The organism is Denitratisoma oestradiolicum (assembly GCF_902813185.1).
Classification (GTDB): Bacteria; Pseudomonadota; Gammaproteobacteria; order Burkholderiales; family Rhodocyclaceae; genus Denitratisoma; species Denitratisoma oestradiolicum.
Genome location: NZ_LR778301.1, coordinates 1,767,763 through 1,790,531, shown reverse-complemented (window position 1 = coordinate 1,790,531; position 22,769 = coordinate 1,767,763). Strand labels below are relative to the sequence as shown.

Annotated in this window: 18 protein-coding genes, 1 tRNA gene and 1 pseudogene; 7 read left to right on the top strand and 13 right to left on the bottom strand. The window is 61.6% G+C overall.

Annotated features, from left to right (window positions below; all coding sequences use genetic code 11):
- Positions 1 to 28: 28 nt before the first annotated feature.
- Together DENOEST_RS08175 and DENOEST_RS08170 are read left to right on the top strand one after the other, a co-directional pair.
- A tRNA-His gene (locus DENOEST_RS08175) sits at positions 29 to 104 on the top strand.
- A gap of 206 nt (positions 105 to 310) precedes the next feature.
- On the top strand, positions 311 to 727 hold the full coding sequence (locus DENOEST_RS08170; protein WP_145768918.1) for a hypothetical protein: 417 nt from the start codon (positions 311 to 313) through the stop codon (positions 725 to 727).
- Positions 728 to 754: 27 nt separating this feature from the next.
- On the opposite strand, the gene pgsA is transcribed toward DENOEST_RS08170, so the two are convergent.
- Genes pgsA through DENOEST_RS08155 form a run of 3 tightly spaced genes read right to left on the bottom strand, consistent with a single transcriptional unit; the run spans position 755 to position 3,769 of the window.
- A complete protein-coding gene (pgsA, locus tag DENOEST_RS08165; RefSeq protein ID WP_145768917.1) occupies positions 755 to 1,327 on the bottom strand; it encodes a CDP-diacylglycerol--glycerol-3-phosphate 3-phosphatidyltransferase in 573 nt (190 codons plus the stop codon).
- A gap of 2 nt (positions 1,328 to 1,329) precedes the next feature.
- Positions 1,330 to 3,177, bottom strand: coding sequence for an excinuclease ABC subunit UvrC (gene uvrC / locus DENOEST_RS08160; RefSeq protein ID WP_145768916.1), 1,848 nt, complete (start codon positions 3,175 to 3,177; stop codon positions 1,330 to 1,332).
- Positions 3,140 to 3,769 carry a uracil-DNA glycosylase gene (locus tag DENOEST_RS08155; RefSeq protein ID WP_145768915.1) on the bottom strand — a complete coding sequence of 210 codons (630 nt, stop codon included), beginning with the start codon at positions 3,767 to 3,769 and terminating at the stop codon, positions 3,140 to 3,142. The genes uvrC and DENOEST_RS08155 overlap by 38 nt, the downstream gene beginning before the upstream one ends.
- 216 nt (positions 3,770 to 3,985) lie before the next feature.
- Here DENOEST_RS08155 and earP point away from each other — a divergent pair, with 216 nt between their 5' ends.
- From earP to DENOEST_RS08140, 3 genes are all read left to right on the top strand, one after another.
- On the top strand, positions 3,986 to 5,116 hold the full coding sequence (earP, locus tag DENOEST_RS08150) for an elongation factor P maturation arginine rhamnosyltransferase EarP (RefSeq protein WP_145768914.1): 1,131 nt from the start codon (positions 3,986 to 3,988) through the stop codon (positions 5,114 to 5,116).
- 38 nt (positions 5,117 to 5,154) lie between these two features.
- Positions 5,155 to 5,712 (top strand): elongation factor P, encoded by a 558-nt coding sequence (efp, locus tag DENOEST_RS08145; protein WP_145768913.1) that lies wholly within the window; start codon positions 5,155 to 5,157, stop codon positions 5,710 to 5,712.
- A 96-nt stretch (positions 5,713 to 5,808) separates the two neighbouring features.
- Positions 5,809 to 7,347, top strand: a complete 1,539-nt coding sequence (locus DENOEST_RS08140; protein WP_145768912.1) for a DHA2 family efflux MFS transporter permease subunit — start codon at positions 5,809 to 5,811, stop codon at positions 7,345 to 7,347.
- Positions 7,348 to 7,351: 4 nt separating this feature from the next.
- Here DENOEST_RS08140 and DENOEST_RS20165 read toward each other — a convergent pair whose 3' ends face one another.
- The 3 genes and pseudogenes from DENOEST_RS20165 to tadA all read right to left on the bottom strand — a co-directional run bounded on the left by DENOEST_RS20165 (position 7,352) and on the right by tadA (position 8,628).
- On the bottom strand, positions 7,352 to 7,684 hold the full coding sequence (locus tag DENOEST_RS20165) for a GNAT family N-acetyltransferase (protein ID WP_269475918.1): 333 nt from the start codon (positions 7,682 to 7,684) through the stop codon (positions 7,352 to 7,354).
- A gap of 6 nt (positions 7,685 to 7,690) precedes the next feature.
- A pseudogene (locus tag DENOEST_RS20160) lies at positions 7,691 to 8,167 on the bottom strand (L,D-transpeptidase family protein); the annotation flags it as partial.
- Positions 8,167 to 8,628 (bottom strand): tRNA adenosine(34) deaminase TadA, encoded by a 462-nt coding sequence (gene tadA, locus DENOEST_RS08130; RefSeq protein ID WP_232096470.1) that lies wholly within the window; start codon positions 8,626 to 8,628, stop codon positions 8,167 to 8,169. The pseudogene DENOEST_RS20160 and the gene tadA, both read right to left, overlap by 1 nt.
- A gap of 185 nt (positions 8,629 to 8,813) precedes the next feature.
- Between tadA and DENOEST_RS08125 the strand changes: the two genes are divergently transcribed.
- Positions 8,814 to 10,295: an adenylate/guanylate cyclase domain-containing protein gene (locus DENOEST_RS08125; RefSeq protein ID WP_170228045.1), complete on the top strand. Its 1,482-nt coding sequence runs from the start codon at positions 8,814 to 8,816 to the stop codon at positions 10,293 to 10,295.
- 20 nt (positions 10,296 to 10,315) lie between these two features.
- On the opposite strand, the gene ppdK is transcribed toward DENOEST_RS08125, so the two are convergent.
- The 3 genes from ppdK to DENOEST_RS08110 all read right to left on the bottom strand — a co-directional run bounded on the left by ppdK (position 10,316) and on the right by DENOEST_RS08110 (position 14,268).
- Positions 10,316 to 12,988 (bottom strand): pyruvate, phosphate dikinase, encoded by a 2,673-nt coding sequence (gene ppdK, locus DENOEST_RS08120; protein ID WP_145768910.1) that lies wholly within the window; start codon positions 12,986 to 12,988, stop codon positions 10,316 to 10,318.
- A 31-nt stretch (positions 12,989 to 13,019) separates the two neighbouring features.
- Positions 13,020 to 13,628: a protein phosphatase CheZ gene (locus DENOEST_RS08115; protein WP_145768909.1), complete on the bottom strand. Its 609-nt coding sequence runs from the start codon at positions 13,626 to 13,628 to the stop codon at positions 13,020 to 13,022.
- Positions 13,629 to 13,800: 172 nt separating this feature from the next.
- Positions 13,801 to 14,268 (bottom strand): pyridoxamine 5'-phosphate oxidase family protein, encoded by a 468-nt coding sequence (locus DENOEST_RS08110; protein ID WP_145768908.1) that lies wholly within the window; start codon positions 14,266 to 14,268, stop codon positions 13,801 to 13,803.
- Between the two features lie 481 nt (positions 14,269 to 14,749).
- Between DENOEST_RS08110 and DENOEST_RS08105 the strand changes: the two genes are divergently transcribed.
- Positions 14,750 to 16,012, top strand: coding sequence for a type II restriction endonuclease (locus tag DENOEST_RS08105; RefSeq protein ID WP_145768907.1), 1,263 nt, complete (start codon positions 14,750 to 14,752; stop codon positions 16,010 to 16,012).
- A gap of 233 nt (positions 16,013 to 16,245) precedes the next feature.
- Here DENOEST_RS08105 and DENOEST_RS08100 read toward each other — a convergent pair whose 3' ends face one another.
- The 4 genes from DENOEST_RS08100 to DENOEST_RS08085 all read right to left on the bottom strand — a co-directional run bounded on the left by DENOEST_RS08100 (position 16,246) and on the right by DENOEST_RS08085 (position 22,750).
- A complete protein-coding gene (locus DENOEST_RS08100) occupies positions 16,246 to 16,497 on the bottom strand; it encodes a hypothetical protein (RefSeq protein WP_145768906.1) in 252 nt (83 codons plus the stop codon).
- A gap of 117 nt (positions 16,498 to 16,614) precedes the next feature.
- Positions 16,615 to 18,882 (bottom strand): heavy metal translocating P-type ATPase, encoded by a 2,268-nt coding sequence (locus DENOEST_RS08095; RefSeq protein WP_145768905.1) that lies wholly within the window; start codon positions 18,880 to 18,882, stop codon positions 16,615 to 16,617.
- Between the two features lie 94 nt (positions 18,883 to 18,976).
- Positions 18,977 to 19,477, bottom strand: coding sequence for a hypothetical protein (locus DENOEST_RS08090; RefSeq protein WP_145768904.1), 501 nt, complete (start codon positions 19,475 to 19,477; stop codon positions 18,977 to 18,979).
- A gap of 69 nt (positions 19,478 to 19,546) precedes the next feature.
- Positions 19,547 to 22,750 carry an efflux RND transporter permease subunit gene (locus tag DENOEST_RS08085; RefSeq protein WP_145768903.1) on the bottom strand — a complete coding sequence of 1,068 codons (3,204 nt, stop codon included), beginning with the start codon at positions 22,748 to 22,750 and terminating at the stop codon, positions 19,547 to 19,549.
- Positions 22,751 to 22,769: the final 19 nt, after the last annotated feature.

Genomic DNA, 22,769 nt, shown 5'->3' with positions numbered 1-22,769 from the left:
CTCATGTATAATGCGCCCCTCTTCGGTGGTGGCCGTAGCTCAGTTGGTAGAGTCCTGGATTGTGATTCCAGTCGTCGTGGGTTCGAGTCCCATCGGTCACCCCAAAAATTCAAAGAAACCGTCCCACTGACGGTTTTTTTTCGCACCCCGGATTTTTGGGGCGAAGGCCATGGCGGCGCCCATGGGAAGCGATGATGGGGATTGGTGAAATTCACCGCCCTTCTCGTCAGTACAATGCGACCTGCACAGCATGCAGGCCGTCATTAAGGCGATTTGCCTTGGCATGACGAACCCGACAATAATTCAGCCCATGACCACGAACGATCCTGTCAACCCAACTCCCCGCGATCCCCGCTCCCGGCTCAAGGAACTGCTGGCAATCCACGAGTATGATCGCACCGATGCCCAGTGGGACGAGATCGTGGAACTGGAAATTCAATTGGCGCCGGGCAACCGGATCGGCGCACCGCCGATTCATCAATCACCCAAACCGCGACACATGCCTGGGCAGAACAGGGGTGGTGGACAGGGCCAGGGTGGGCACGGTGGTGGTGGCTACGGTGGTCCCGGTCCTCATGGCGGCGGGCCCGGTAATCCCCAGAACAAGCCCAGGAAGTCCAAGGGCCCTTTCAAGCCCAAAAAGAAGCTGCCGGGTCAAGGTGGCGGTCAGGGTGGTCCTGGCGCTGGCGGCGCCCCGGGCAAGGAACCTCCCCGCGATCCATCCTGAAGGGGGTGGCGCAAGCCACCCTTTGCATTATTTGCCGTGGATGGCAATTTCCGGCCAAGCTTTCCACAGATAGTAGGCCATGGACCATAGGGTCAGTACGGCCGCCACATCCAGCAGGACACTGCCCAAGCGCTGAAGATCCAGTTCTCCCAGTCGGCCATGGTGGAGCAGCATGGGGATGGAGATCATCTGAGCCGCGGTTTTCAGCTTGCCGATGAAGGAAACGGCCACGCTACGGGCCGCCCCCACCTTGGCCATCCATTCGCGCAAGGCTGAGATGGCGATTTCCCGTGCGATGATGATGAAGGCGATGATCGCATCAGCCCTTCCCAGCTTCACCAGCAACACCAAGGCTGCGGCCACCATCAGCTTGTCCGCGACGGGATCCAGGAAGGCGCCAAAGGCGGAAGTCTGCCCCAGCTTGCGGGCCAACCAGCCATCGAACCAGTCGGTCACGGCGGCGGCGATAAAAATCAGCGTGGCCACCTCATTCTGTTCTGGAGGCGAGAGCCAATGGGGCGGCAGATAGAAGACGCCGACGAAGAGGGGAATCAGGATGATGCGGGCCCAGGTCAGCAGATTGGGAATATTCAGAGGCATGGTCAGTGTAATTGGCGGTAAATTTCCTCGGCCAGCTTTCGGCTGATCCCTTCCACGCGGCAAATATCCTCCACCGTCGCCGACCGGACGCCATCGAGGCCCCCAAAGTGGGCCAGCAATTTGCGGCGTCGGGCCGGGCCGATGCCCGCCATTTCCTCCAGGGCCGAATGCCCCCGGGCCTTGGCCCGTCGCGCCCGATGGCCGGTAATGGCAAAGCGGTGGGCCTCGTCACGGATTTCCTGGATCAGATGGAAGCCCGCGTGGTCAGGCGCCAATTGTAGCGGCTCCGGACGACCGGACACGAACAGGGTTTCCAGTCCTGGCCGCCTTTCCTCGCCTTTGGCGATGCCAATAGAACGTAGATGGTCCAGGCCCAGCTCCTCCAACACCTCCCGGGCCATCCGGTGCTGGCCTTTGCCACCGTCGATCAAGATCAGGTCCGGCGCCACTCCCTCCCCCGCCGCCACCTTGCCGTAACGTCGCTCCAGGGCCTGGCGCATGGCGGCATAGTCATCTCCCGGCGTGATGCCGGTAATGTTGAAGCGCCGGTATTCCCCATTCTTCATGGTGCCATCCACGCAGACCACGCAGGAGGCCACTGTGCCCTCCCCCATGGTGTGGCTGATGTCGAAACACTCGATGCGTTGAGGTGGCTCCGCCAGTTCCAGGGCAGCCCTCAGGGCCTCCATCCGCTCTCCCGCACGGCTGCTGGCCTGGCCCCGGGCGGTGGCGGCCAGTTCGGCATTCTTTTCTGCCATCAGCAGCCAGGCCCGCTCCATTTCATTCCTGGGCAACAACACAGCCACCTTCTTGCCTTCGAATACGGTGGCGCATTCCTCCGCCACATCTAGACCCACCACCAGCCGGGGCGGTGGCGGATGCTCCAGGTAGTGCTGGGAGATGAAGGCCACCAGGGCTTCGGCTGGATCCGCGTCACCCACCGCATCCCGGGGGAAAAAAGCCCGATCCCCCAGGTGCAGCCCCCCGCGCACCATGGCCAGATTGATGCACAACTCGCCGCGCAGGGACGCCACGGCCAGGATATCCACGTCCTCCTCCCGAGTAGAACTGACATACTGCCGATGCAGCACCGCCTGCAAGGCCCGGACCTGGTCCCGCAGGGCCGCCGCCGTCTCGAACTGGAGTTGGTCGGCGGCCACTTGCATCCGCTCCGTCAAGCCCTGGATCACCTCACCGTGGCGTCCCCGCAGGAACATCTCGGCCATGTGCACGTCGCGGCCATATTCCTCGGCCGACACCAGACCTACGCAGGGAGCCTTGCACCGCTTGATCTGATGCATCAGGCAGGGACGGGAGCGATGGGCGAAGACGGCGTTCTCGCAGGTGCGCAACAAAAAGGTCTTTTGCAGCAACTGAATGGCCTCCCGTACCGCCAAGCCGTTGGGAAAAGGGCCGAAATAGCGGGAATGGCGCTCGAAGCCGCCCCGATGGTAGGCCAGTTGGGGAAACTCATCCCCCGACAGGCGGATGTAGGGATAGGATTTGTCGTCCCGAAACAGGATGTTGTACTTTGGCGCCAACTTCTTGATCAGGGTGTTTTCCAGGATCAAGGCCTCGGCTTCGGAACGGGTGGCGGTGATTTCCACCTGGGCCACCTGTTGCAGCATCAGGCCGATGCGGGGGCTATGACCGGTCTTCTGGAAGTAGGAACTGACGCGCTTCTTCAGGTTCTTGGCCTTGCCCACGTAGAGCACCCGGCCCTGGCCGTCCAGCATGCGATAGACCCCTGGCGCCTCGGTCAGGCCAGCCAGGAATGTCTTGGCGTCGAAGCTTGGCGCTTCGGGCTTTGGATCAGGCGTCGAGTTCGACACGGACAAGGCGGAACACATCGTGGAAGCTCGCCTCGGTGAGGCGGCCGGTGTTGGTGTTGTAGCGGCTGCAATGATAGCTGTCGATCAGCACCCGGCCATCGGGCAGCTCATGGCGGGCGCCATGGCCAAAAGTTCGGGCGCTCTGCTTCAGGCCCAGGGCCATCAGCACCGCCTTGTGGGCCACCAGGCCCAGGGCCAGGATCACCTTCACCTGGGGCGAAGCCCGCAGTTCGTCCGCCAGATAGGTGTTGCAGGTCCGTATTTCCGCAGGCTCGGGCTTGTTTTCCGGTGGCAGGCATTTCACCGCATTGGTGATGCGGCAATCCGTCAGGATCAGGCCGTCGTCGGCCGCCAGCGACACCGGCGCCGAGCCGAAGCCGAAGCGATGCAAGGTATCGTAGAGCAGGATGCCGGCATAGTCGCCGGTGAAGGGCCGGCCCGTGCGATTGGCGCCATGCATGCCGGGAGCGAGGCCGACGATCAGCAGACGCGCCCGATCATCGCCAAAGGGTACGACGGGCTTGCAGTGGTAGCCGGGGTTGCCGGATTTCACCTGGACCAGGAAATCGGCCAGGCGCGGACAGTCGGTGCAGGTCAGCAGTGAACTCATTGCGTTACCGTGAAACACCCCATTGGAACGAGAGGGAAAAAGCTCGAGCGCAGCGAGCAAATCAATCACCTCCCCCGCGAGGGGGAGCTTGGCCTGTCCTGAGCCCGTCGAAGGGGGAGAGGGAGGGCCTTTTTTGCGCCTTTTCGGCCAATCGGTACCGCCACTCATCGAAGCTTCCTGGAGGATTCCGGCTCGGCCGACTTATGATACCGGCCCATGAAAAAGCGCTGGGACATTTTCTGCCGGGTCATCGACAACTTTGGCGATATTGGCGTCTGCTGGCGCCTGGCGCGCCAGCTGGCAATGGAACATGGGTTGTCGGTGCATCTGTGGGTGGACGATCTGGCGCCCTTCCCCCGGCTCCGCCCCGGCATCGATCCGGCAAGGGACCGGCAGATGGCGGACGGGGTCACGATTGTGCACTGGACCGATGCGCCACGACATTGCGAAGACGTAGCCGATGTAGTGATAGAGGCCTTCGCCTGTGAACTGCCGGCAGCCTATCTGGAAGCCATGGCCCGTCGCCCGGTGGCGCCCGTCTGGATCAACCTGGAATATCTGTCGGCCGAGGACTGGGTGGCCGGTTGCCATGGCCTCGCCTCGCCCCACCCCCGCCTGCCCCTGACCAAGCATTTTTTCTTCCCCGGCTTTGTTTCCGGCACTGGCGGCCTGCTACGGGAACAGGACTACACGGCCCGGCGGGCGGTTTTCGACCCCGCTGCCTGCCGGGCAGGTCTGGGTCTGGCCGACCCGGTGGCGGACGCCTTGGTGGTGTCCCTCTTCGGCTATGAAAACCCGGCCCTGGACTCCCTCCTGGCCGCCTGGACCGCCCATCCTCTCCCGATCCATTTACTGGTACCGGAAAGTCGCCTGCTGCCCCAAGTCCGGCGTTTTTTCGACATCGGCGATGCGGCTCCCGGCGCCTGTTTCAAACAAGGACAACTGGTGGTGGAAGTCGTGCCCTTCCTGCCCCAGCCTGACTATGACAAGTTACTCTGGCTGTGCGATCTGAATTTCGTCCGCGGCGAGGACTCCTTCGTCCGCGCCCAATGGGCCGAGAAACCTTTTGTCTGGCACATTTACCCTCAGGCGGATAAGCATCATCAGGTAAAGCTGGCAGCCTTTCTCGATCGCTATCTGGCTGGGCACCAGACTGAAGCCTGGGCAATGGCACTGCAACGCTTCTGGTGGGCATGGGAGCAGGGCGAGGATGCAGGAGCGGCCTGGCCCGATTTTCGCGCTGCCCTGCCCACCCTCCATGTCCATGGACAGACCTGGGCACGACAACTGCAAAATAACGGCGACCTAGTGGGTAATCTGCTGTCTTTCGTAATGAAATCAATGTAAAATCTCGGGCTTTTGTTTCCAGCCCAAGGCTTAACGTCATGAAAACCGCTCAGGAACTCCGCGCCGGCAACGTCATCATGGTGGGCAGCGACCCCCTCGTTGTCCAGAAGGCCGAATACAACAAGTCCGGCCGCAATGCAGCGGTCGTCAAGATGAAGTTCAAGAACCTGCTCACCGGCGCCAATTCGGAGACGGTGTATAAGGCGGACGACAAATTCGAGCTGGTCCAGCTGGATCGCAAGGAAGTGACCTATTCCTACTTCGCCGATCCCCTCTACGTCTTCATGGACGCTGACTACAACCAGTACGAGGTGGAAGGCGACAACATGACCGACGCCCTCAAGTATCTGGAGGACGGACTGGCCTGTGAAGTGGTGTTCTACGACGGCAAGGCCATCTCCGTGGAACTGCCCACCACCGTGGTCCGTGAGGTCACGTACACCGAGCCGGCCGTCAAGGGCGACACTTCCGGCAAGGTCATGAAGCCCGCCAAGCTGGCCTCCGGCTTCGAATTGCCCGTGCCCCTGTTCGTCGATATCGGCGACAAGATCGAAATCGACACCCGCACCGACGAATACCGCAACCGGGTCAAGTAATCCCCATCGACGGCGCACAGCGAAGGGCGGCTTCAGCCGCCCTTTTTCATATCCGGCGCGTATCCTTCCCTTCCGCACTGTCTCATAGCATCTCCGATGGAAGAACGTCCTCCCCTCAGCGGCATTCCCCTGATCCTGGTCACGATCTTCGTGTCCCTGGGCGCCTTCATGCAGGTGCTGGACGCCACCATCGCCAACGTTTCCGTCCCCACCATAGCCGGCGACCTGGGCGTCAGCCCGTCCCAGGGCACCTGGGTCATTACATCCTTCGGCGTCGCCAATGCCATCGCCCTGCCCCTGACCGGTTGGCTGGCCAGACGCTTCGGCGAAGTGCGCATGTTCGTCCTGGCCACCCTGGGCTTCGTCCTGTCCTCCTGGCTCTGCGGCTTTGCCCATTCCCTGGAGTTCCTGATCTTCGCCCGCATTCTGCAAGGGGCCGCTGCCGGACCGATGTTTCCTCTGGCTCAAAGCCTGCTGATGTCCTGTTACCCGCCCCAGAAACGGGGCCTGGCGATGGCGATTTCCATGATGGTGATCGCCGTGGCCCCCATCGTCGGCCCTCTCCTGGGAGGATGGATCACGGAACACCTGTCCTGGTCCTGGATCTTTTATATCAACCTGCCCGTGGGCCTGATCTGCATCGCCGTCTGCTGGCCGATTCTCCGGCATCGGGAAAGCCAGACCGCCCGGATGCCCATCGATACCGTCGGCCTGGCCCTGCTGATCCTGGGGGTCGGCAGCCTGCAAATCCTGCTCGACAAGGGGCATGAACTGGACTGGTTCAGCTCCAATCTGATCATGATCCTGGCGATAGTGGCCGTCATCACCCTCAGCGCCCTGGTCGTCTGGGAACTGACCGACCACCATCCCGTGGTGGATCTGAGCCTCTTGGGAGAACGCAACTTCCTGGTCGCTGCGGTGGTGATCAGCCTGGGTTACATGACCTTCCTCGGCGGCGTCGTGGTGCTTCCTCTCTGGCTTCAGACCAACATGGGCTATACGTCCACCTGGGCCGGAATCGTCACGGCACCCATCGGCATACTGCCCGTGTTGCTGACCCCTGTTCTGGGCAAGCACCTGGACAAGTTAAATTTGCGGCTGGTCGTGACCCTGGGTTTCCTGATTTTCACCATAACCTTCTGGTGGCAGAGTTATTTTGCCAACAACGTGGATCTGGCCTCCATCACCCTGCCCCGACTGATACAGGGCCTGGGAATGGTGGGTTTCTTCACCCCCATGATGGTGATTCTTGTCTCGCGTATCAGCCCCAGCCACATGCCCAATGCCATGGGGCTGGCGAATTTCCTCCGGGTTCTGGCTGGAAGCTTCGGCACTTCCCTGGCGGTAACGCTCTGGGACCACCGGGCCAGTTTTCACCATCAGCGTCTGGCGGAAACCGTGCATCAGGCCAATCCCTATGCGGCCCAAGGCTTGGAAACCATGGAATCCCTGGGACTGTCAGCCCAGCAAAGCCTGCTCCAGGTGGACCGACTGCTCAGCCGCGAAGCCTTCACCATGGCCGCCAACGATACCTTCTGGGTGGCGGGCTGCATTTTCCTGGGCCTGATCCTGATGGTATGGCTGGCCCGGCCCCCCTTCGGCAGTCCGGGAACCCCGCCGCCAGCGGTGGAGTGATGAACTAGGAAACTGAAGGCAGCTGTCGAATCATGCGCAGACAGGGAATTCCCGAGTCCAGAAAGGCCTCTCCCTGTTGCCGGAACCCCAGCCGCTGGAAAAATTCCGTCCGCGCGCGGGGCACGTCCAACCAGACCTGGCCCATGCTCCTCTCGGCGGCAGATTCCTGCAAACGGTCCAGCAGAGCGGTTCCTACCCCCTTGCCACGCCAGGGCTCCAGCACCGCAAGACCGTCGATACAGCCATCGACCCGCAAATGGCCGCTCCCCAGCGGCTCTCCCGCCGGTCCATAGGCCGATGCCGTCGGAGCGCCGGTCTCCGTCTGTGCGCCGTCCACCCGGAATTCGACGATATCCACCGGGGTGTAGGGAGGCACCAGATTGAACAGTTCAATGATGTCCCGATTGCGCATCCGCACACAGCCGATGGAACCTGGACTGCCCATTTCCACCGTATCCGGGCTGCCATGGAGATAGATGTAGCGGCGCATGGTGTCCACATCGCCCAGGCGATTGACGCCCGGCTCCCGTCCTGACAGCCACAGGATCCGGGTCAGTATCCAGTCCCGCCCGGGATGAGCTGCAGCCAGTTCCGGCGTCCAGATTTCTCCGGTGGGACGGCGCCCCACGAATACCGCGTTTTCCGGCTGTCCGGCGCCGATCTTGGCCCGGATCAGGTGGCGGCCCCGGGGAGTACGGAAACTCCCTCGCTGCTCTCCAGCCCCATTCTTCGCGGTAGAGATGGAATAGCGACGATAAAAAAAATCGTTATCATCATAAATTTCAATGCATTGAGATAGAATGCTAATTCTGATTCTCATCATGCAACCTGCGACTTGCCACGCCGAGCAGCAAAAAAACCGGACAACAGGGCGGCACATTCCTCAGCCATCACCCCTCCCTGAATCCCCGCATGATGGTTCAGCCGCGCTTCGCCAAACAGATCGATCACGCTGCCCGCCACCCCCGTCTTGGGATCCCGGGCGCCGAAGACCACCCGGGAAATCCGCGCATGCATGATGGCGCCAGCACACATGGCACAGGGTTCCAGTGTGACATACAGTTCGCAGCCCGGAAGCCGGTAGTTGCCGAGGTTCCGCGCCGCATCCCGGAGGGCCATGATCTCGGCGTGTGCGGTGGGGTCGTGACGTCCGATGGGCTGGTTGCTGCCCCGACCGACAATATGCCCATCCTTGACCACCACCGCTCCCACCGGCACTTCGCCCAAGGCTCCCGCTTCCCGAGCCAGCACCAACGCGGCCTCCATGAACTGCTGCTCCATCAGCCAACACCCCCTTGTCCTGTTTCAAGCCTTCCCAATCCAGTCCCGGGATGACTGTCGCAAAAATCTCTGAACATTATGACATGGCCCAAATAGTCCTTGACAAATAGCCTGAACAGATCAAGTATTAACTGTACAGTTCAAGTAGACTCCCGTCTCCCGAACCGGAATACAGGATGGGCAATATGCTTTCAAGCAAGGAAATACTTGATTCAACTGGTATTTCAAGAGCGACACTGAACAACTACATTGCCATGGGTTTGGTGTCCAAGCCGGTAGTGATGAATCCTGGCGCGGCCAAGGGGCCGCGGCAACTGGGGTTTTTCCCCGAAAACACGGTCGAGCGTGTGCGACATATTCAGAAGCTGAAACAGGAAGGGATCAGCATGGCCAATATCGTCTCCCAACTGAAGTCCGGAATTACCCTCAATGAATCCCGCGCAGGCATCGGCGAGGCACATCCTCTCATCTCTTCATCAAGCATCAAGGTCACTCTGGACGACCTGCCCCACCCGGCTTACATGCTGAACCCCAATTTCGAACTGACCTGGCTTAATGAGCATGCTCGTACCCAGTTGTTCGGCGGCCTGTCCTCCCTGCCCGCCACCAGCGAGGAACGGGGCTTGTTCCGCCTCCTGTCCACCCGGGACTGCTGGGACATCTGGCAGGACCTGCTGGATTTCCACCTGGGACTGGCCAAGGGCCGGCTGTCACCCACTGGACTGGGACAATTGTGCCATGGCATTCCTGCTGAACTGTCCAACCAGCTACAGCAGCGCCTGAAACAGGTCAACGAAATATCGGTCAGGCCCGTGGCCGAGACCTCAATAAGCCTGGCCGATGCGATGGGCATGTACCAGCATTACAAGGCCTATGCCTCCTTCTTCCGGGAGGGAATTTTCATCGCCTATGTGCCGGACCATTCGCTGCATGAACAGCACAACTCCCTGCTGGACTTGCTGGCCCGCCGCGACGAGGTGATCCGAGGCCTGCTCCAGCGCCGCCTGCCAGTGCTGACGCCCCTGGCGGTACTGGTGGCCGACCTGCAAAGCTCGGTCAAGATATGCTCGGAACTTCCCCCGGAGGAATACTTCGAACTCATTAACGAGATCTGGACCGCCATGGGACCGATCTTTCGTAAGTACCATGCCAGTTGCGGCAAGCACGTGGGCGATGGACTGGTGTATTACTTCTTCCCCCAGCCCGACAGCGACTATCTGGCCAATTCCATCGCCTGCGCCCAAGAAATCAGCCATGAGATGCAGAAGCTCAGCAAGGCCTGGCAATTACGCAAGAACTGGCTAAACGAGCTGTACCTGAACATCGGCATCACCGAGGGCCAGGAGTGGCTGGGTACCTTCCAGACATCCACCAGCGTCGAATTCGTGGTTCTCGGCGACACCATCAACCAGGCGGCACGAATTTCCGATCTGGCTCGCCACGGAGCCATCTGGGCCACCAAGAGCCTGATCGGCAAGCTCTCAGGCGACGATCGCCAGAAAATCCGCTACGGAGTACGGCGCCGGTCACCCGATGGCCGGGACATGTTCGTGCCCGCCAGCTTCTGCATGGTGTCCTCTCTGCTGGAGCAGGATGGAACGCGGGCCGATAAACTCAACGACATTGCCACCTTGGCCATCACCGAGATCGTCAAGACTCCGTTATAGGGATGCTCCGCACCACAGACTCAAGCATCGCTGCGAGGACTGCCGGTGGCGATTTCATTCAACCGGATCTGAGCTGCGGCCAGACGGGCGATGGGTACACGAGGGGTGGAACAGGAGACATAGTCCAGACCGATGCGATGGCACAGGGCGATGGATTCAGGATGCCCGCCGTGTTCCCCGCAAATTCCCACCTGGAGTTCCGGTCGGGCAGCCCTGCCCCACTCCACCGCCATGGTCATCAGACGACCGACGCCCTTGATGTCGAGGGCTTCGAATGGGTTCTCTGGCAGTAGGCCCTGCTCCACGTAAAAAGGCAGGAACTTGTTTTCCGCATCTTCCCGGGAAAAGGAGAAAGTGGCCTGGGTCAGGTCATTGGTGCCGAAGGAAAAGAACTCAGCCAAGCTCGCCATGTCCTCGGCTCGCAGGCAGGCCCGCACCACCTCCATCATGGTGCCGAAGTGATAATCCACAGTAACGCCGGTAGCTGCCTCCACCTCCCGATGGATTTTCTCCACCTGTTTTTTCACTCGGGCCAACTCCTCTACTGCTGCCACCTGGGGCACCATGATCTCCGGTTCCACGGGCACCCCTTCCTTCACGCATTCGGCGGCAGCCTCCAGAATGGCTCGGATCTGCATACTGTAAATCTCAGGGTTGGTCAGGCCCAGGCGCACACCACGATGGCCCAGCATTGGATTGACTTCAGCCAGTTGTCGCACCCGCTCCAGCATCGCTTCGTGCCGGGCCAGTTCAGCCGGGTTCCCGCTTGCCCGTAGGCGGTCCAGGTCGAACTGAAGCTGTTTCTCGCCGGGAAGGAATTCGTGCAGGGGCGGGTCCAGCAGCCGCACCGTCACTGGCAGACCGGACATCTCGCGGAAGATGGCATGGAAATCGGCCCGCTGGATGGGCAGCAGCCGGTCCAGGGCTGCCTGGCGCTTGACCAGGGTATCGGCCAGGATCATCTCCTGGACGATGGGAATCCGGTCGGAGTCATTGAACATCCGCTCGGTGCGAGTCAGGCCGATGCCACGAGCGCCATACTTGCGAGCTTTGGCGGCGGCGGCCGGCGTGTCCGCATTGGCCCGCACCTTGAGCCGGGCCACGTCGTCGGCCCAGGTCAGCAACCGTGTCAGTTCAGGGAAGAACTCCGGTTCCTTGGTCGGAATCTGGCCGGCATAGACATTGCCGGTACTGCCGTCGATGGTGATCACGTCCCCCTCTGCCAGTCCCACGCCACCAATACAGGCCCGGCGGGCATGGTGGTCTATGACGATGGCGGCGCAGCCGGAAACACAGGGCTTGCCCATGCCCCGGGCCACCACCGCCGCATGGGAGGTCTTGCCGCCCCGGCTGGTGAGGATGCCCTGGGCGGCAAAAAAACCATGGATGTCCTCGGGCTTGGTTTCTTCCCGAACCAGGATGATCCGTTCCCCGGCATTGCCCCGGGCCTCGGCCGTATCGGCATCGAAGACGATCTTGCCCGATGCGGCCCCGGGGGAGGCTGGCAGGCCCTGGGCCAGGGCTTCATGGTGGCCAGTGGGCGCCAGCTGGGGCACCATCAGCTGTTCCAGCAACTGGGGGTTCACCCGCAGCAGCGCCTCATCCCGGCTCAATAGCCCGCTATTGGCCATTTCCACCGAAGTCACCACTGTAGCCCGGGCGTTCATCTTGCCGTTGCGGGTTTGCAGGCAGTAGAGAGTGCCCCGCTCGATGGTGAATTCGAAATCCTGTACTTCCCGGTAATGAGCCTCCAGCCGATCCCGCAGTTCGATCAGTTGCCGATGCAGTTCGGGCATCTCCGTGGCCATCTCGGCGATGGGCTTGGGGGTGCGGATGCCGGCTACCACGTCTTCGCCCTGGGCATTCACCAGATACTCGCCGTAGGTGATGTTCTCGCCGGTTCCCGGGTTGCGGGTAAAGCCCACGCCGGTGCCGGAGTCGTTGCCCATATTGCCGAAGACCATGGCAACGATATTCACCGCCGTGCCATTGGCCATCTCCTTGGTGATCTTGAACTGACGCCGGTAATCCACCGCCCGCTTGCCGTTCCAGGAGCGAAACACGGCGCCGATGGCGATCTCCAGCTGCTGGTAAGGATCTTCGGGGAAGGGGCTGCCGGTCTCCCGCTGGACGATGGCGGCGAACTGGTCAGCCAGTTCCTTCAATTGCTCCGCCGTCAGATTTACATCTTGGGCGGCACCGACTCGCTGCTTCAGTGCCTCCATGGCCTTGTCGAAATGCTCGTCGGCAACGCCGAGGGCGATCTTGCCGTAAAGCTGGATGAAGCGGCGGTAGGCATCGTAGGCAAAACGCGGGTTGCCGGTGAGCCGGATCAAGCCTTGAAGCGTGCGCTCATTGAGTCCCAGGTTGAGTATCGTGTCCATCATGCCCGGCATGGACATGGCGGAACCGGAGCGCACCGATACCAGCAAAGGATTCTCGGTGTCGCCGAAGACCTTGCCGGTCTTTTTCTCCACCGCCGCCATGTGACGCCGCACCTCGTCCATCAGGTGCTCGGGCAGGCGGTTGTGGCCCAGGTAGGCCAGGCAGGCCTCGGTGCTGATGACGAAGCCCGGCGGCACATTCAAGCCGATCCGGGTCATTTCGCAAAGATTGGCGCCCTTGCCGCCAAGCAGCATCTTGTTCTTGCCATCGCCCTCCTCGAAGGCGAACACATATTGCCGATGTATCACCTTGCCACCTCCAGGAATAATCAACCCAGGCTCAGGCCTTCAGCACATCCAGCAGCTTGTCCACCTCGGACTGGGAGAGCCGACCGTCATCCGCGCCGCTCCCCTCGACCACGATGATCGCGCCCACCAGGGCCTTCATGGCCTTGCGGATGGCCTGCCCTGCCAGATCCTGAAATTCCTGGGCGACGATGATGTTGGTCAGATGCTCGCTGGTGGCGCGCATCGCGGCATCCAGTTCCTTGCGGCTCCAGTCCTTGCCCAGGGAATCCCGGGCCGAAGCCAGCAACAGCTTGGCGGACTCGGCTTCCTGCAAGGACTTGGTGGCGGCATCCGAGGTCATGCGTTCCACACTGCCCAGGATATCGGCCACCGCCGCCGGGTTGCTGCCGGCGGCCTTGGTGCCGAGGCCCTTGGCGGTACGGCTCAATTCCTTGGCCAGGGACTTCAACTCCTTCAGCACGTCACCGGTGGAACCCGCCTTACGCCGAGATGCTGCCAGAGTCTTCACACCCGCCTTGGCTGTTGTAGCCTTGGTCGTGGCGCTCCTGGCTACTTCACGGGAAGGCGTAGCACCCCTGGATTTCGCAACCGCCTTGGATGCTGTGGATGTGCTGGACGACTTGCCTGCTGCTTTTTTCATGGCTCTCCGCTTCCTTTAATGTTCAATAGGTACCGGGAGGAAGGGTAGCAGAGAGTCACGCTCTCGTCGTCATTGCATGACAAAACTGTCCTACGTTCCCGCAGTCGATTTTTACAGAGTCCAGGTTGCATGGGGGGGACTGACCACCCATCACAATGCAGATCCACCCCGGTTAACCGGCCATCCGCTGCCGGTAGTCCCAAGTGGTGACCCACCGGGGCTGAATGCGCAGCACCAGCTCCTGGTCCTTACGTCCCAGTAGCCACTGACCGAGGCGGGTATCCCTGCGCCCCAGATAACGATCCAGCAATTTTTCCAGAAGGGGGCCGGCCTGCCCTTCAAGCAACGCCGCATCTCCCTGCCCGCGAACGCCCAGGTACGGAGGTTTGTCGCCAGCGATTTCAAAAGCGCAACGACCATCCTCGGCCAGTCTCTGGGCCACGCGTGATTCTCCATGCAGAACGCACCAGAGGTAGCCTTGATCGTAGTAATACCAGTGGGCGGCCACCAGGGGGAATCCCCCCCGGTCATTACATGCCAGACGCAGTGGAATCACGCTATCACGAAGGTAGTCCTCCGCCTGGGAGACGGAGAATGCACTACCGGAAAGTAGAGGCAATTGATGCGCTGAATCTTTCATGATGGAAGTTCCCTCACATATAGAGGCAGGACACGATCGAAGGCCCAAGAATAGTCCCCAACCAACTCGGGGGCCAGCTCACCAAAATCCATTTATTCTGCATCATGAAATACCATTCTGATTCTTCCGCAGGCAAGTCATTCTGCTCAGTTTTCAGCCCTCCATCCCCAGTACGTCGCCCTTGTCTTGATCATGTTCGGCTTCCTGCTGCAGTGGCCCACCTTGCCGACCCTGGTCATGTTCCCGGTCCTGGTCCTGGTCTTCATATCTTGCCGCCTGACCAGTAAAGAGGAGCGATACTCGTCGGATGCCTTCGGCGATGCCTACCGCCACTACCGAGACCGGAGGCCGGCGTTCACATAGGCGGCTTGGCACACATCGGCCTTACCCCGCCCTGATGCGGCCAGCTGTTCTTGGGCTTCGCTTTCGTCCTCAAGGTCAATTCGTTAGTATGCGGATTCACTAGACTGCCAAGGCAAAGATGAACTCCATAGCGACGCTGATCCAACGTTGGAAGGTCGACCCCCACAGTACCTACGCCACCTGGTTCCTGTGGGAGGAACGGCTCAAGAACTTCCGCTCCATCCGGCGTGGCATCTCCCAAGTGATACAGGACATCGAGCAAGGCAGCTTTGGCAATGCCTACCGCGGATCCTCCCTGGAGACCGTCGTCGGATCCGTGGCGGAACAGCGCCAGATTTTTAAGGGCGCCGACCATGCGTTTCTCTGGAAGCCCAAGCTTCGTATTCCCGACATCTACGAGAATCAGGACAACCAAAGGGCTTTCGCCCGCCTGCTGCATATCTGTAATTGCTGCGACAACGAAGCGCAAATCATCCAGGCCATCACTCATATTGACGGCCTCAATATCAAAGGCCTCGGCCCGGCAGTGGCGAACTTGCTCTACTTCATCCATCCAACACTGGTGACACCCTTCAATACCGCCATCGTCAATGGCTACAACGCGCTGACCGGATCCAAGGTCAAGCTCGGACGCTGGGACCACTATCTGGCCATGCGCGACGGCATACTGGCGCTGAACCAGCAGCATCGGCAGCTGCTGTCGAACGACCTGGGTGCGGTGGCCGGTCTGCTGTTCGACGTGGGCTCCGGGCGCTACCCGGTGCCGCCGCTGGATGGAGACAAGCAGGCCGAAGACGCTTGGCATGCCGATCTACTGCGAGTCAGGGAGGAAGCCGCCAGCCTGCGCAAGGCCGTGAAATCCGCCAAGGACAGTGATGAGACCCACACCCAGATCCAAGGCTGGCTACGCGACCTGGGCAAGGCCCTTGGATTCGCAGTCTGGGTTGCGTCCAATGACCGCGGTCGGCCCTACGGCGACAGTCGGCTGGGAGATGGCTGCCTGACGGCGCTACCAGATGGCCTGGCCACCCTGCCGGGGGCCGAGGCAGTGCGCCTGATCGACGTGATCTGGCTGCAGGATGAGCGTGCCGTGGCGGCCTTCGAGGTGGAGCATACGACCTCCATCTACTCAGGCATCGTGCGCCTACTGGATCTGGCCTATGGCAGCGAACTCAAAACCTGTGATGCGCTGTTCCTGGTGGCGCCCGATGAGCGCGAAGCGGATGTCCGGCAGCAAATCAAACGACCGGCGTTCTCCCGTATCGGCGATCTGGGCATCCAGTACCTGCCTTATGGCGAGCTGCGCAATCAGCGGGATGCAATTGCCCGCTTCGGGTCAGGCCTGAAGCCGATTCTCGCCATTGCCAAAGCACTGAACTGATATCGCGCCCCTCACCAGACGCTTTATGTATCCCTACAGTCATGTATCAGAGGCTTCGGCCGACGAGCTGTTTGAGTGGATCGACAATCACGCGCACCTCTCGCCCCACATGAGCTAGCCGTACCCGGCACTGTGCTTGGCATTATGCGGCAAGGCACTTTGCGGCGCACGGAGCCGGCGATTTTTGACGATGGACGCGGGAGGAAGCCTTTCCGCCCGCGCAAGAGAACGGTTTACTTGCCGTCTCGGGGATGCAGGTGCCTTTTCGCCTTGGCCTTAACCTTGGCCTCATCAACCTTTGCTTCACTGGGCTTCGCATCGGCGGCGGGGGCGGCCACGCCGGTCTTTTCTTCCATGTGGGAATGAGGCTTTGCTTTCTTGGCCGGCGCCGCATCGGCGGGTGCAGCATCGGCTGCGAAGGTGCCGGCCGACAGGGAAGCGATGGCAGCAAACAGAACGGCGTGAAGAATGGCTTGCAGTTTCATGGCGATGCTCCTTGTGATTGGTATGGACTTCAGTCGCCCTGTGAGTCAGGACACTATAAGTTTGTACTTTGTCTGCCGTCAATAACATGACGTCTATATTACGTTTCTGTAAGGTTTCTAGGATGCGCGTAGGCGCAGAGCGTTGCCCACTACACTCACAGAGGACAGACTCATGGCGGCCGCCGCGATGATGGGGGATAGCACCAGTCCAAAAGTCGGGTACAGGATGCCGGCGGCGATGGGCACCCCCAGAGCGTTATAGAGGAAGGCGAAGACCAGGTTCTGGCGCATGTTGCCAACGGTGGCAGCGGAGATCACCCGGGCCCGTGCGATGCCACGCAGATCGCCTTTCACCAGGGTGACCTGGGCGCTGTTCATGGCCACGTCGGTGCCAGTGCCCATTGCGATACCCACATCGGCCTTGGCCAGCGCCGGCGCATCGTTGATGCCATCCCCCGCCATGGCGACGACCCGTCCTTCCTTTTGCAGAAGCTCCACCAGGGCCAGCTTGTCGGCGGGTTTGACCTCGCCATGAACTTCGTCAATACCCAGCCGCTCGCCCACCGCCCTGGCCGTGGTTTCGCCATCGCCGGTAGCCATGACCACCCGCAGCCCGGCTTGGCGCAACACCGTCAGCGCCTCGGGGGTGCTTGCCTTGATCGGATCGGAAACGGCCAGCAGGCCCAGCAGGCGACCGGCGGCGGCCAGGTGCATGACGCTGGCGCCGCTATGACGCAATTGCTCGGCCACTTCGGCCATGGGCGTGACATCCACGCCTTCCTGAGCCATCAGCACGCTATTACCCAGAACCAGCTTGCGTCCTCCCACGGCACCGCGCACACCGATTCCGCTGGAGGACTCGAAGTCATCCGCCTTGTCCAGGACAAGACCGCGCTCCCGGGCTGCCCGCACGATGGCATCGGCCAAGGGATGTTCACTGCCCTGGTCCAGGCTGGCGGCCAAGCGCAGTACTTCCGCCTCGGTGCTGCCCGCAGCGGCGACCGCGCGCTCGAACCCGGGGCGGCCCTCAGTCAAGGTGCCGGTCTTGTCCACGATCAGGGTGTCGATTTCTCGCAGGCGCTCGATGGCCGCCGCGTCGCGGAACAGAATGCCTTGGGTGGCGGCCTTGCCCGTGGCCACCATGATGGACATGGGCGTCGCCAACCCCAGGGCGCAGGGACAGGCAATGATCAGCACCGAGACGGCATTGATCAGGCCGAACAACCAGCCGCGCTCACCGCCGAACAGCCCCCAGCCGAAGAAGCTCAACAAGGCGATGCCCACCACGGTCACCACAAAGTAACCAGCCACGACATCAGCCATACGTTGCAAGGGCGCCTTGGAGCGCTGGGCCTGGACCACCATCTGCACGATTTGGGATAGCACCGTCTCAGCACCGACCTTCTCCGAGCGCATCATCAGGCTGCCCGAGGTGTTCAGGGTCGCCCCAATCAACTTGTCACCAGGCCGCTTGGTCACCGGCAGCGGTTCGCCGGTGAGCATGGATTCGTCCACCGCGCTGACGCCTTCGACAACTTCGCCGTCCACCGGCACCTTCTCGCCCGGGCGCACCCGCAGGCTGTCGCCCACATGGACGAGGGTCAGCGGCACATCCTCTTCGCTACCGTCGGGCTTGATCCGACGCGCCGTCTTGGGCGCCAGGCCCAGCAGCGATTTGATCGCCGCCGAGGTCTGGGAGCGGGCCCGCAGCTCCAGCATCTGGCCCAGTAGGGTGAGGGAAATAATGACCGCGGCCGCCTCGAAGTAGACGCCAATCCTGCCATGGGCCTCGAAGGACATCGGAAAAAGACCCGGCGCCAGCGCAGCGACGATGCTGTAGGCAAAGGCCGCACCGGTACCTATGCCGATCAAGGTCCACATGTTGGGACTGCGATGCACCAGCGACTGCCAGCAGCGGATAAAAAAGGGAGCGCCGGCCCACAGCACGATGGGTGCGGTCAGCAGCATCTCAACCCAGGTCCTGCTGGCCGGAGGCAGGCCATGGAAACGATGGCCTGCCATGGCCAGCACCACGACCATAGCGGTCAGCGGCAGGCTGGTCCAGAAGCGGCGACGGAAATCCTTATATTCCGCGTTGTCGTCCTCCTGCCTCAAATCCGGTAGCACCGGCTCCAGGGCCATGCCGCACTTGGGACAGGTGCCTGGCCCAATCTGGCGCACTTCCGAGTGCATCGGACAGGTGTATTCCGTGCTCGCGGGGATAGTGGGCGCTAAGGGTTCAGAGTCGAGGTAGTGCCGAGGCTCCGAATCGAACTTGGTTTTGCATTTGGCGCTGCAGAAGCGGTAATGGGCGCCGTCCAGGTCCGAGGCATAGGGGGATTCGGGCTTGACGGTCATGCCGCAGACAGGATCGATGTCGGCCATGGGAAGTCCTTTCAGACGAAGACTGGCCGCAGGTGCCCGTCGGACCGATGGCCGCCAGTAGCACTCCAGCCTCAGAAAACCTGCCTTACAAGACTCAGTGCTTGTCCATACCGGGCATGCCTTCACCGGAGCTGTGTTTCATCATTTGCTCCATCATATCCATGCGTTTTTCCATGCGTTCCATGCGCTCGTCGGCGGGAGCCACCGATTTTGCGCCGCCGGACATGCCGCCCATGCCACTTTTGCTGCCCATCATGCCGTCCATCATGGAACAGCCTTCCATGTCGTCATGCATGCCCTTGGCGGCCATCATGCTCTGGTGCAGGGTATGCATGTGCTCATCCACCACGCGTGCACGCTCCTCGTCGGACTTGGCCTTGGCGATACGCCGTACCTGGGTTTGCATCTTGGCGGCGTTGCTCTGCAGCGTATTGACGGCGCTGTTCTGGGGCGCATCCGCAACTTTTGCCTCGACCGCAGGCGCTGCCTTGCCGCCCTGGGCTTTTTCCGGGTGGTGTGCGTCGTTGGCAAAAGCCGCTGTGGCAAGGCTCATACAGAGGGCCAGCGCTACCGGGGAAGCCTTTGTGGCGTTCATGATGTGTCTCCTCGTTCGTAGGTCGCTGCCCCGGGGCGACCGGATGCGGGGCGGTTCACTCAAGCCAGTCTAGTCCTCGCGGCCCCGTTCTAAACGCCATTGCTTGACCAGAGCATAGAGTGCTGGAATCACCGCAAGCGTAAGCACCGTGGAGGAAATCATGCCCCCTACCATGGGTGCGGCGATGCGGCTCATCACCTCGGAACCCGAACCGGTTCCCCACATGATCGGCAGCAGGCCAGCCATGATGGCGACCACGGTCATCATTTTCGGTCGTACCCTCTCCACCGCTCCTTCCATCACCGCGTCGTAGAGGTCGGTCACGGTGGGCGGACGGCCCTCGCTGCCGCGCCTGGCCTTGATCGCCTCCCAGGCGTGGTCCAGGTAGATCAGCATCACCACACCGGTTTCCGCCGCCACCCCCGCCAGGGCGATGAACCCCACCGCGACCGCCACCGACAGGTTGTAGTTCAGCAGCCACATCAGCCATACCCCGCCGACCAGGGCGAAGGGCACGGAAAGCATGACGATGAGTGTTTCCGTGAGGCGCCTGAAGTTGAGATAGAGCAACAGAAAGATGGACAGCAAGGTCACGGGAATGACGACCTTCATCTTCCCGATGGCCCGCTCCATGTACTCGAATTGACCGCTCCAGGTGACGTAGTAACCCGGCGGGAAACGAACCTGTTGGGCCACGGCCTTCTTCGCATCGGCCACGTAGCCGCCGATGTCCCGACCGCGGATATCCACGTAGATGTAGGCCGAGAGCAGCGCATTCTCGGTGCGAATGGCCGGTGCCCCCTTGGCCACCTCCACCCGGGCCACCTGGCCCAGGGGAATCATCGCGCCGTCCATGGTGGGCACCAGCACCTCCCGGGCAATCTGCTGCGGATCGGACCTCAACTCCCGGGGATAACGCAGGGTCACGCCGAAGCGTTCCCGGCCCTCGACAGTGGTGGTCACCATCTCGCCCCCCAGGGCGGTGCCGATCACATCCTGCAATTCGCCGATCGACAATCCGTAGCGGGCCAGTTGCTCCCGGTCGGGTTCGATGTTGAGGTAGAAACCGCCGGTGATCCGCTCGGCAAAGGCGCTGGTGGTGCCCGGCACCGACTTGACCACCGCCTCGATCTGCCTGGCCAGGTTTTCCATCTCGCCCAGGTCCTTGCCGAAAACCTTGATGCCGATCGGCGTGCGGATGCCGGTGGACAGCATGTCGATGCGCGCCCGGATCGGCATGGTCCAGGCATTGGCGACGCCGGGAAATTGCAGGGCCTGATCCAGTTCGGCGATCAGCTTGTCGGTGGTCATGCCGGGGCGCCATTCGGATTCCGGCTTGAGGTTGATCACTGTCTCGAACATCTCGGTGGGCGCCGGGTCGGTGGCCGTATTGGCGCGCCCGGCCTTGCCGAAGACCGAGGCCACTTCGGGGAAACTCTTGATGATCTTGTCCTGGGTCTGCAACAGTTCCGCCGCCTTGGTGATGGACATGCCCGGCAGGGAGGACGGCATGTAGAGCAGCGTTCCCTCATTCAGGGCCGGCATGAATTCGGAACCAAGGCGGGAGGCCGGATAGAGGGAAACAACCATTGCCAGCAGGGCAATAGCGATGGTGGTCTTTTTCCTTGCCATCACCCAGGCGATGATGGGACGGTAGCCCCAGATCAGGAAACGGTTCACCGGATTCTTCGCCTCGGGCATGACCCCGCCCCGGATGAACAACAGCATCAGCACCGGCACCAGAGTAATGGAAAGCAGCGCGGCCCCGGCCATGGCGAAGGTCTTGGTGTAGGCCAGGGGCGAGAACAGTCGGCCTTCCTGGGCTTCCAGGGTGAACACCGGCAGGAAGGAGACGGTGATGATCAGCAGGGAGAAGAACAGGGCCGGTCCGACTTCTCGGCACGCCGCGATGATGGCGGCAGCTCTCGCTGCCACCATCGTTTGGCCTTGTTGCCCACCTCTCTCCCCCGGCCCCTCCCCCGCCAGGGGAGAGATGGGAATGGAATGAGTCGCTTGCTCCAGCCGCTCCAGGTGCTTATGGGCATTTTCGATCATCACGATGGCCGCATCGATCATGGCGCCGATGGCGATGGCGATGCCCCCCAGGCTCATCAGGTTGGAGTTCATGCCCAGGAGGCGCATGGCGATGAAGGCGATCAACACACCCACCGGCAGCATCAGGATGGCTACCAGGGCGGAGCGGACGTGCATGAGGAAAACAATGCAGACCAGGGCGACGATCAGACTCTCTTCGATCAGCGTGGTTTTCAGGGTCGCGATGGCCCGGTGGATCAGATCGGAACGGTCATAGACGCCGACCACGCTGACTCCCTCGGGTAGCCCCGCCGAAACCTCCTGGATCTTGGCCTTGAGGTTATGGATCACCTCCAGGGCGTTCTGCCCGTAACGGGCCATGGCGATACCGGAGACCACTTCTCCCTCGCCATTCAGTTCAGTCAGTCCCCGCCGCTCATCGGGCACCAGTTCCACCCGGGCGATGTCCCGGATCAAGACCGGCGTGCCCCTGTCGGCCTTCACCACCAGATTGCCGATGTCGCCGGCCCCCCGCAGGTAGCCCTTGCCCCGCACCATGTATTCGGTCTCGGCCATTTCCACCACCCGGCCGCCCACGTCCCGGTTGGAATCCCGGATCACCTGGGCCACCTTCATCAGGGGGATGCCGTAGGCGCGCAGTTTCACCGGGTCCACCGTCACCTGATAGGTCTGCACGAAGCCGCCCACAGAGGCCACTTCGGCCACCCCCTGGGCCTTGGTGAGTTGATAACGCAGATACCAGTCCTGAATGGTGCGCAGTTCGGCCAGGGTCTTGTCCTTGGCCAGCAGCGCGTACTGGTAGACCCAGCCCACCCCGGTAGCGTCAGGACCGATCTGGGGCGTCACCCCCTTGGGCATGCGGCCGGCGGCGAAGTTGAGATATTCCAGTACCCGGGAACGGGCCCAGTAGATATCGGTGCCGTCCTCGAAGATGATGTAGACGAAGGACGCCCCGAAGAAGGAGAACCCACGCACCACCCGGGATTTGGGCACCGACAGCATGGCGGTGGTGAGGGGATAGGTCACCTGATCCTCCACCACTTGGGGCGCCTGGCCCGGGTACTCCGTATAGACGATGACCTGTACGTCCGAGAGATCGGGCAAGGCATCGATGGGCGTGCGCAGCACGGCGAAGACACCCCACAGGGTGATGAACAGGGTAGCCAGCAGGACCAGAAAGCGGTTCCTCCCCGACCACTCGATCACGGCGTTCAGCATGGTGATGATTTCCCGTTTT

Excerpts from the sequence above, each read along its gene's own strand:
- DENOEST_RS08170 (WP_145768918.1), top strand. The coding sequence starts at position 311 with ATGACCACGAACGATCCTGTCAACCCAACTCCCCGCGATCCCCGCTCC.
- pgsA (WP_145768917.1), bottom strand. The coding sequence starts at position 1,327 with ATGCCTCTGAATATTCCCAATCTGCTGACCTGGGCCCGCATCATCCTG.
- uvrC (WP_145768916.1), bottom strand. The coding sequence starts at position 3,177 with ATGTGTTCCGCCTTGTCCGTGTCGAACTCGACGCCTGATCCAAAGCCC.
- DENOEST_RS08155 (WP_145768915.1), bottom strand. The coding sequence starts at position 3,769 with ATGAGTTCACTGCTGACCTGCACCGACTGTCCGCGCCTGGCCGATTTC.
- earP (WP_145768914.1), top strand. The coding sequence starts at position 3,986 with ATGAAAAAGCGCTGGGACATTTTCTGCCGGGTCATCGACAACTTTGGC.
- efp (WP_145768913.1), top strand. The coding sequence starts at position 5,155 with ATGAAAACCGCTCAGGAACTCCGCGCCGGCAACGTCATCATGGTGGGC.
- DENOEST_RS08140 (WP_145768912.1), top strand. The coding sequence starts at position 5,809 with ATGGAAGAACGTCCTCCCCTCAGCGGCATTCCCCTGATCCTGGTCACG.
- tadA (WP_232096470.1), bottom strand. The coding sequence starts at position 8,628 with ATGGAGCAGCAGTTCATGGAGGCCGCGTTGGTGCTGGCTCGGGAAGCG.
- DENOEST_RS08125 (WP_170228045.1), top strand. The coding sequence starts at position 8,814 with ATGCTTTCAAGCAAGGAAATACTTGATTCAACTGGTATTTCAAGAGCG.
- DENOEST_RS08115 (WP_145768909.1), bottom strand. The coding sequence starts at position 13,628 with ATGAAAAAAGCAGCAGGCAAGTCGTCCAGCACATCCACAGCATCCAAG.
- DENOEST_RS08110 (WP_145768908.1), bottom strand. The coding sequence starts at position 14,268 with ATGAAAGATTCAGCGCATCAATTGCCTCTACTTTCCGGTAGTGCATTC.
- DENOEST_RS08105 (WP_145768907.1), top strand. The coding sequence starts at position 14,750 with ATGAACTCCATAGCGACGCTGATCCAACGTTGGAAGGTCGACCCCCAC.
- DENOEST_RS08100 (WP_145768906.1), bottom strand. The coding sequence starts at position 16,497 with ATGAAACTGCAAGCCATTCTTCACGCCGTTCTGTTTGCTGCCATCGCT.
- DENOEST_RS08095 (WP_145768905.1), bottom strand. The coding sequence starts at position 18,882 with ATGGCCGACATCGATCCTGTCTGCGGCATGACCGTCAAGCCCGAATCC.
- DENOEST_RS08090 (WP_145768904.1), bottom strand. The coding sequence starts at position 19,477 with ATGAACGCCACAAAGGCTTCCCCGGTAGCGCTGGCCCTCTGTATGAGC.
- DENOEST_RS08085 (WP_145768903.1), bottom strand. The coding sequence starts at position 22,750 with ATGCTGAACGCCGTGATCGAGTGGTCGGGGAGGAACCGCTTTCTGGTC.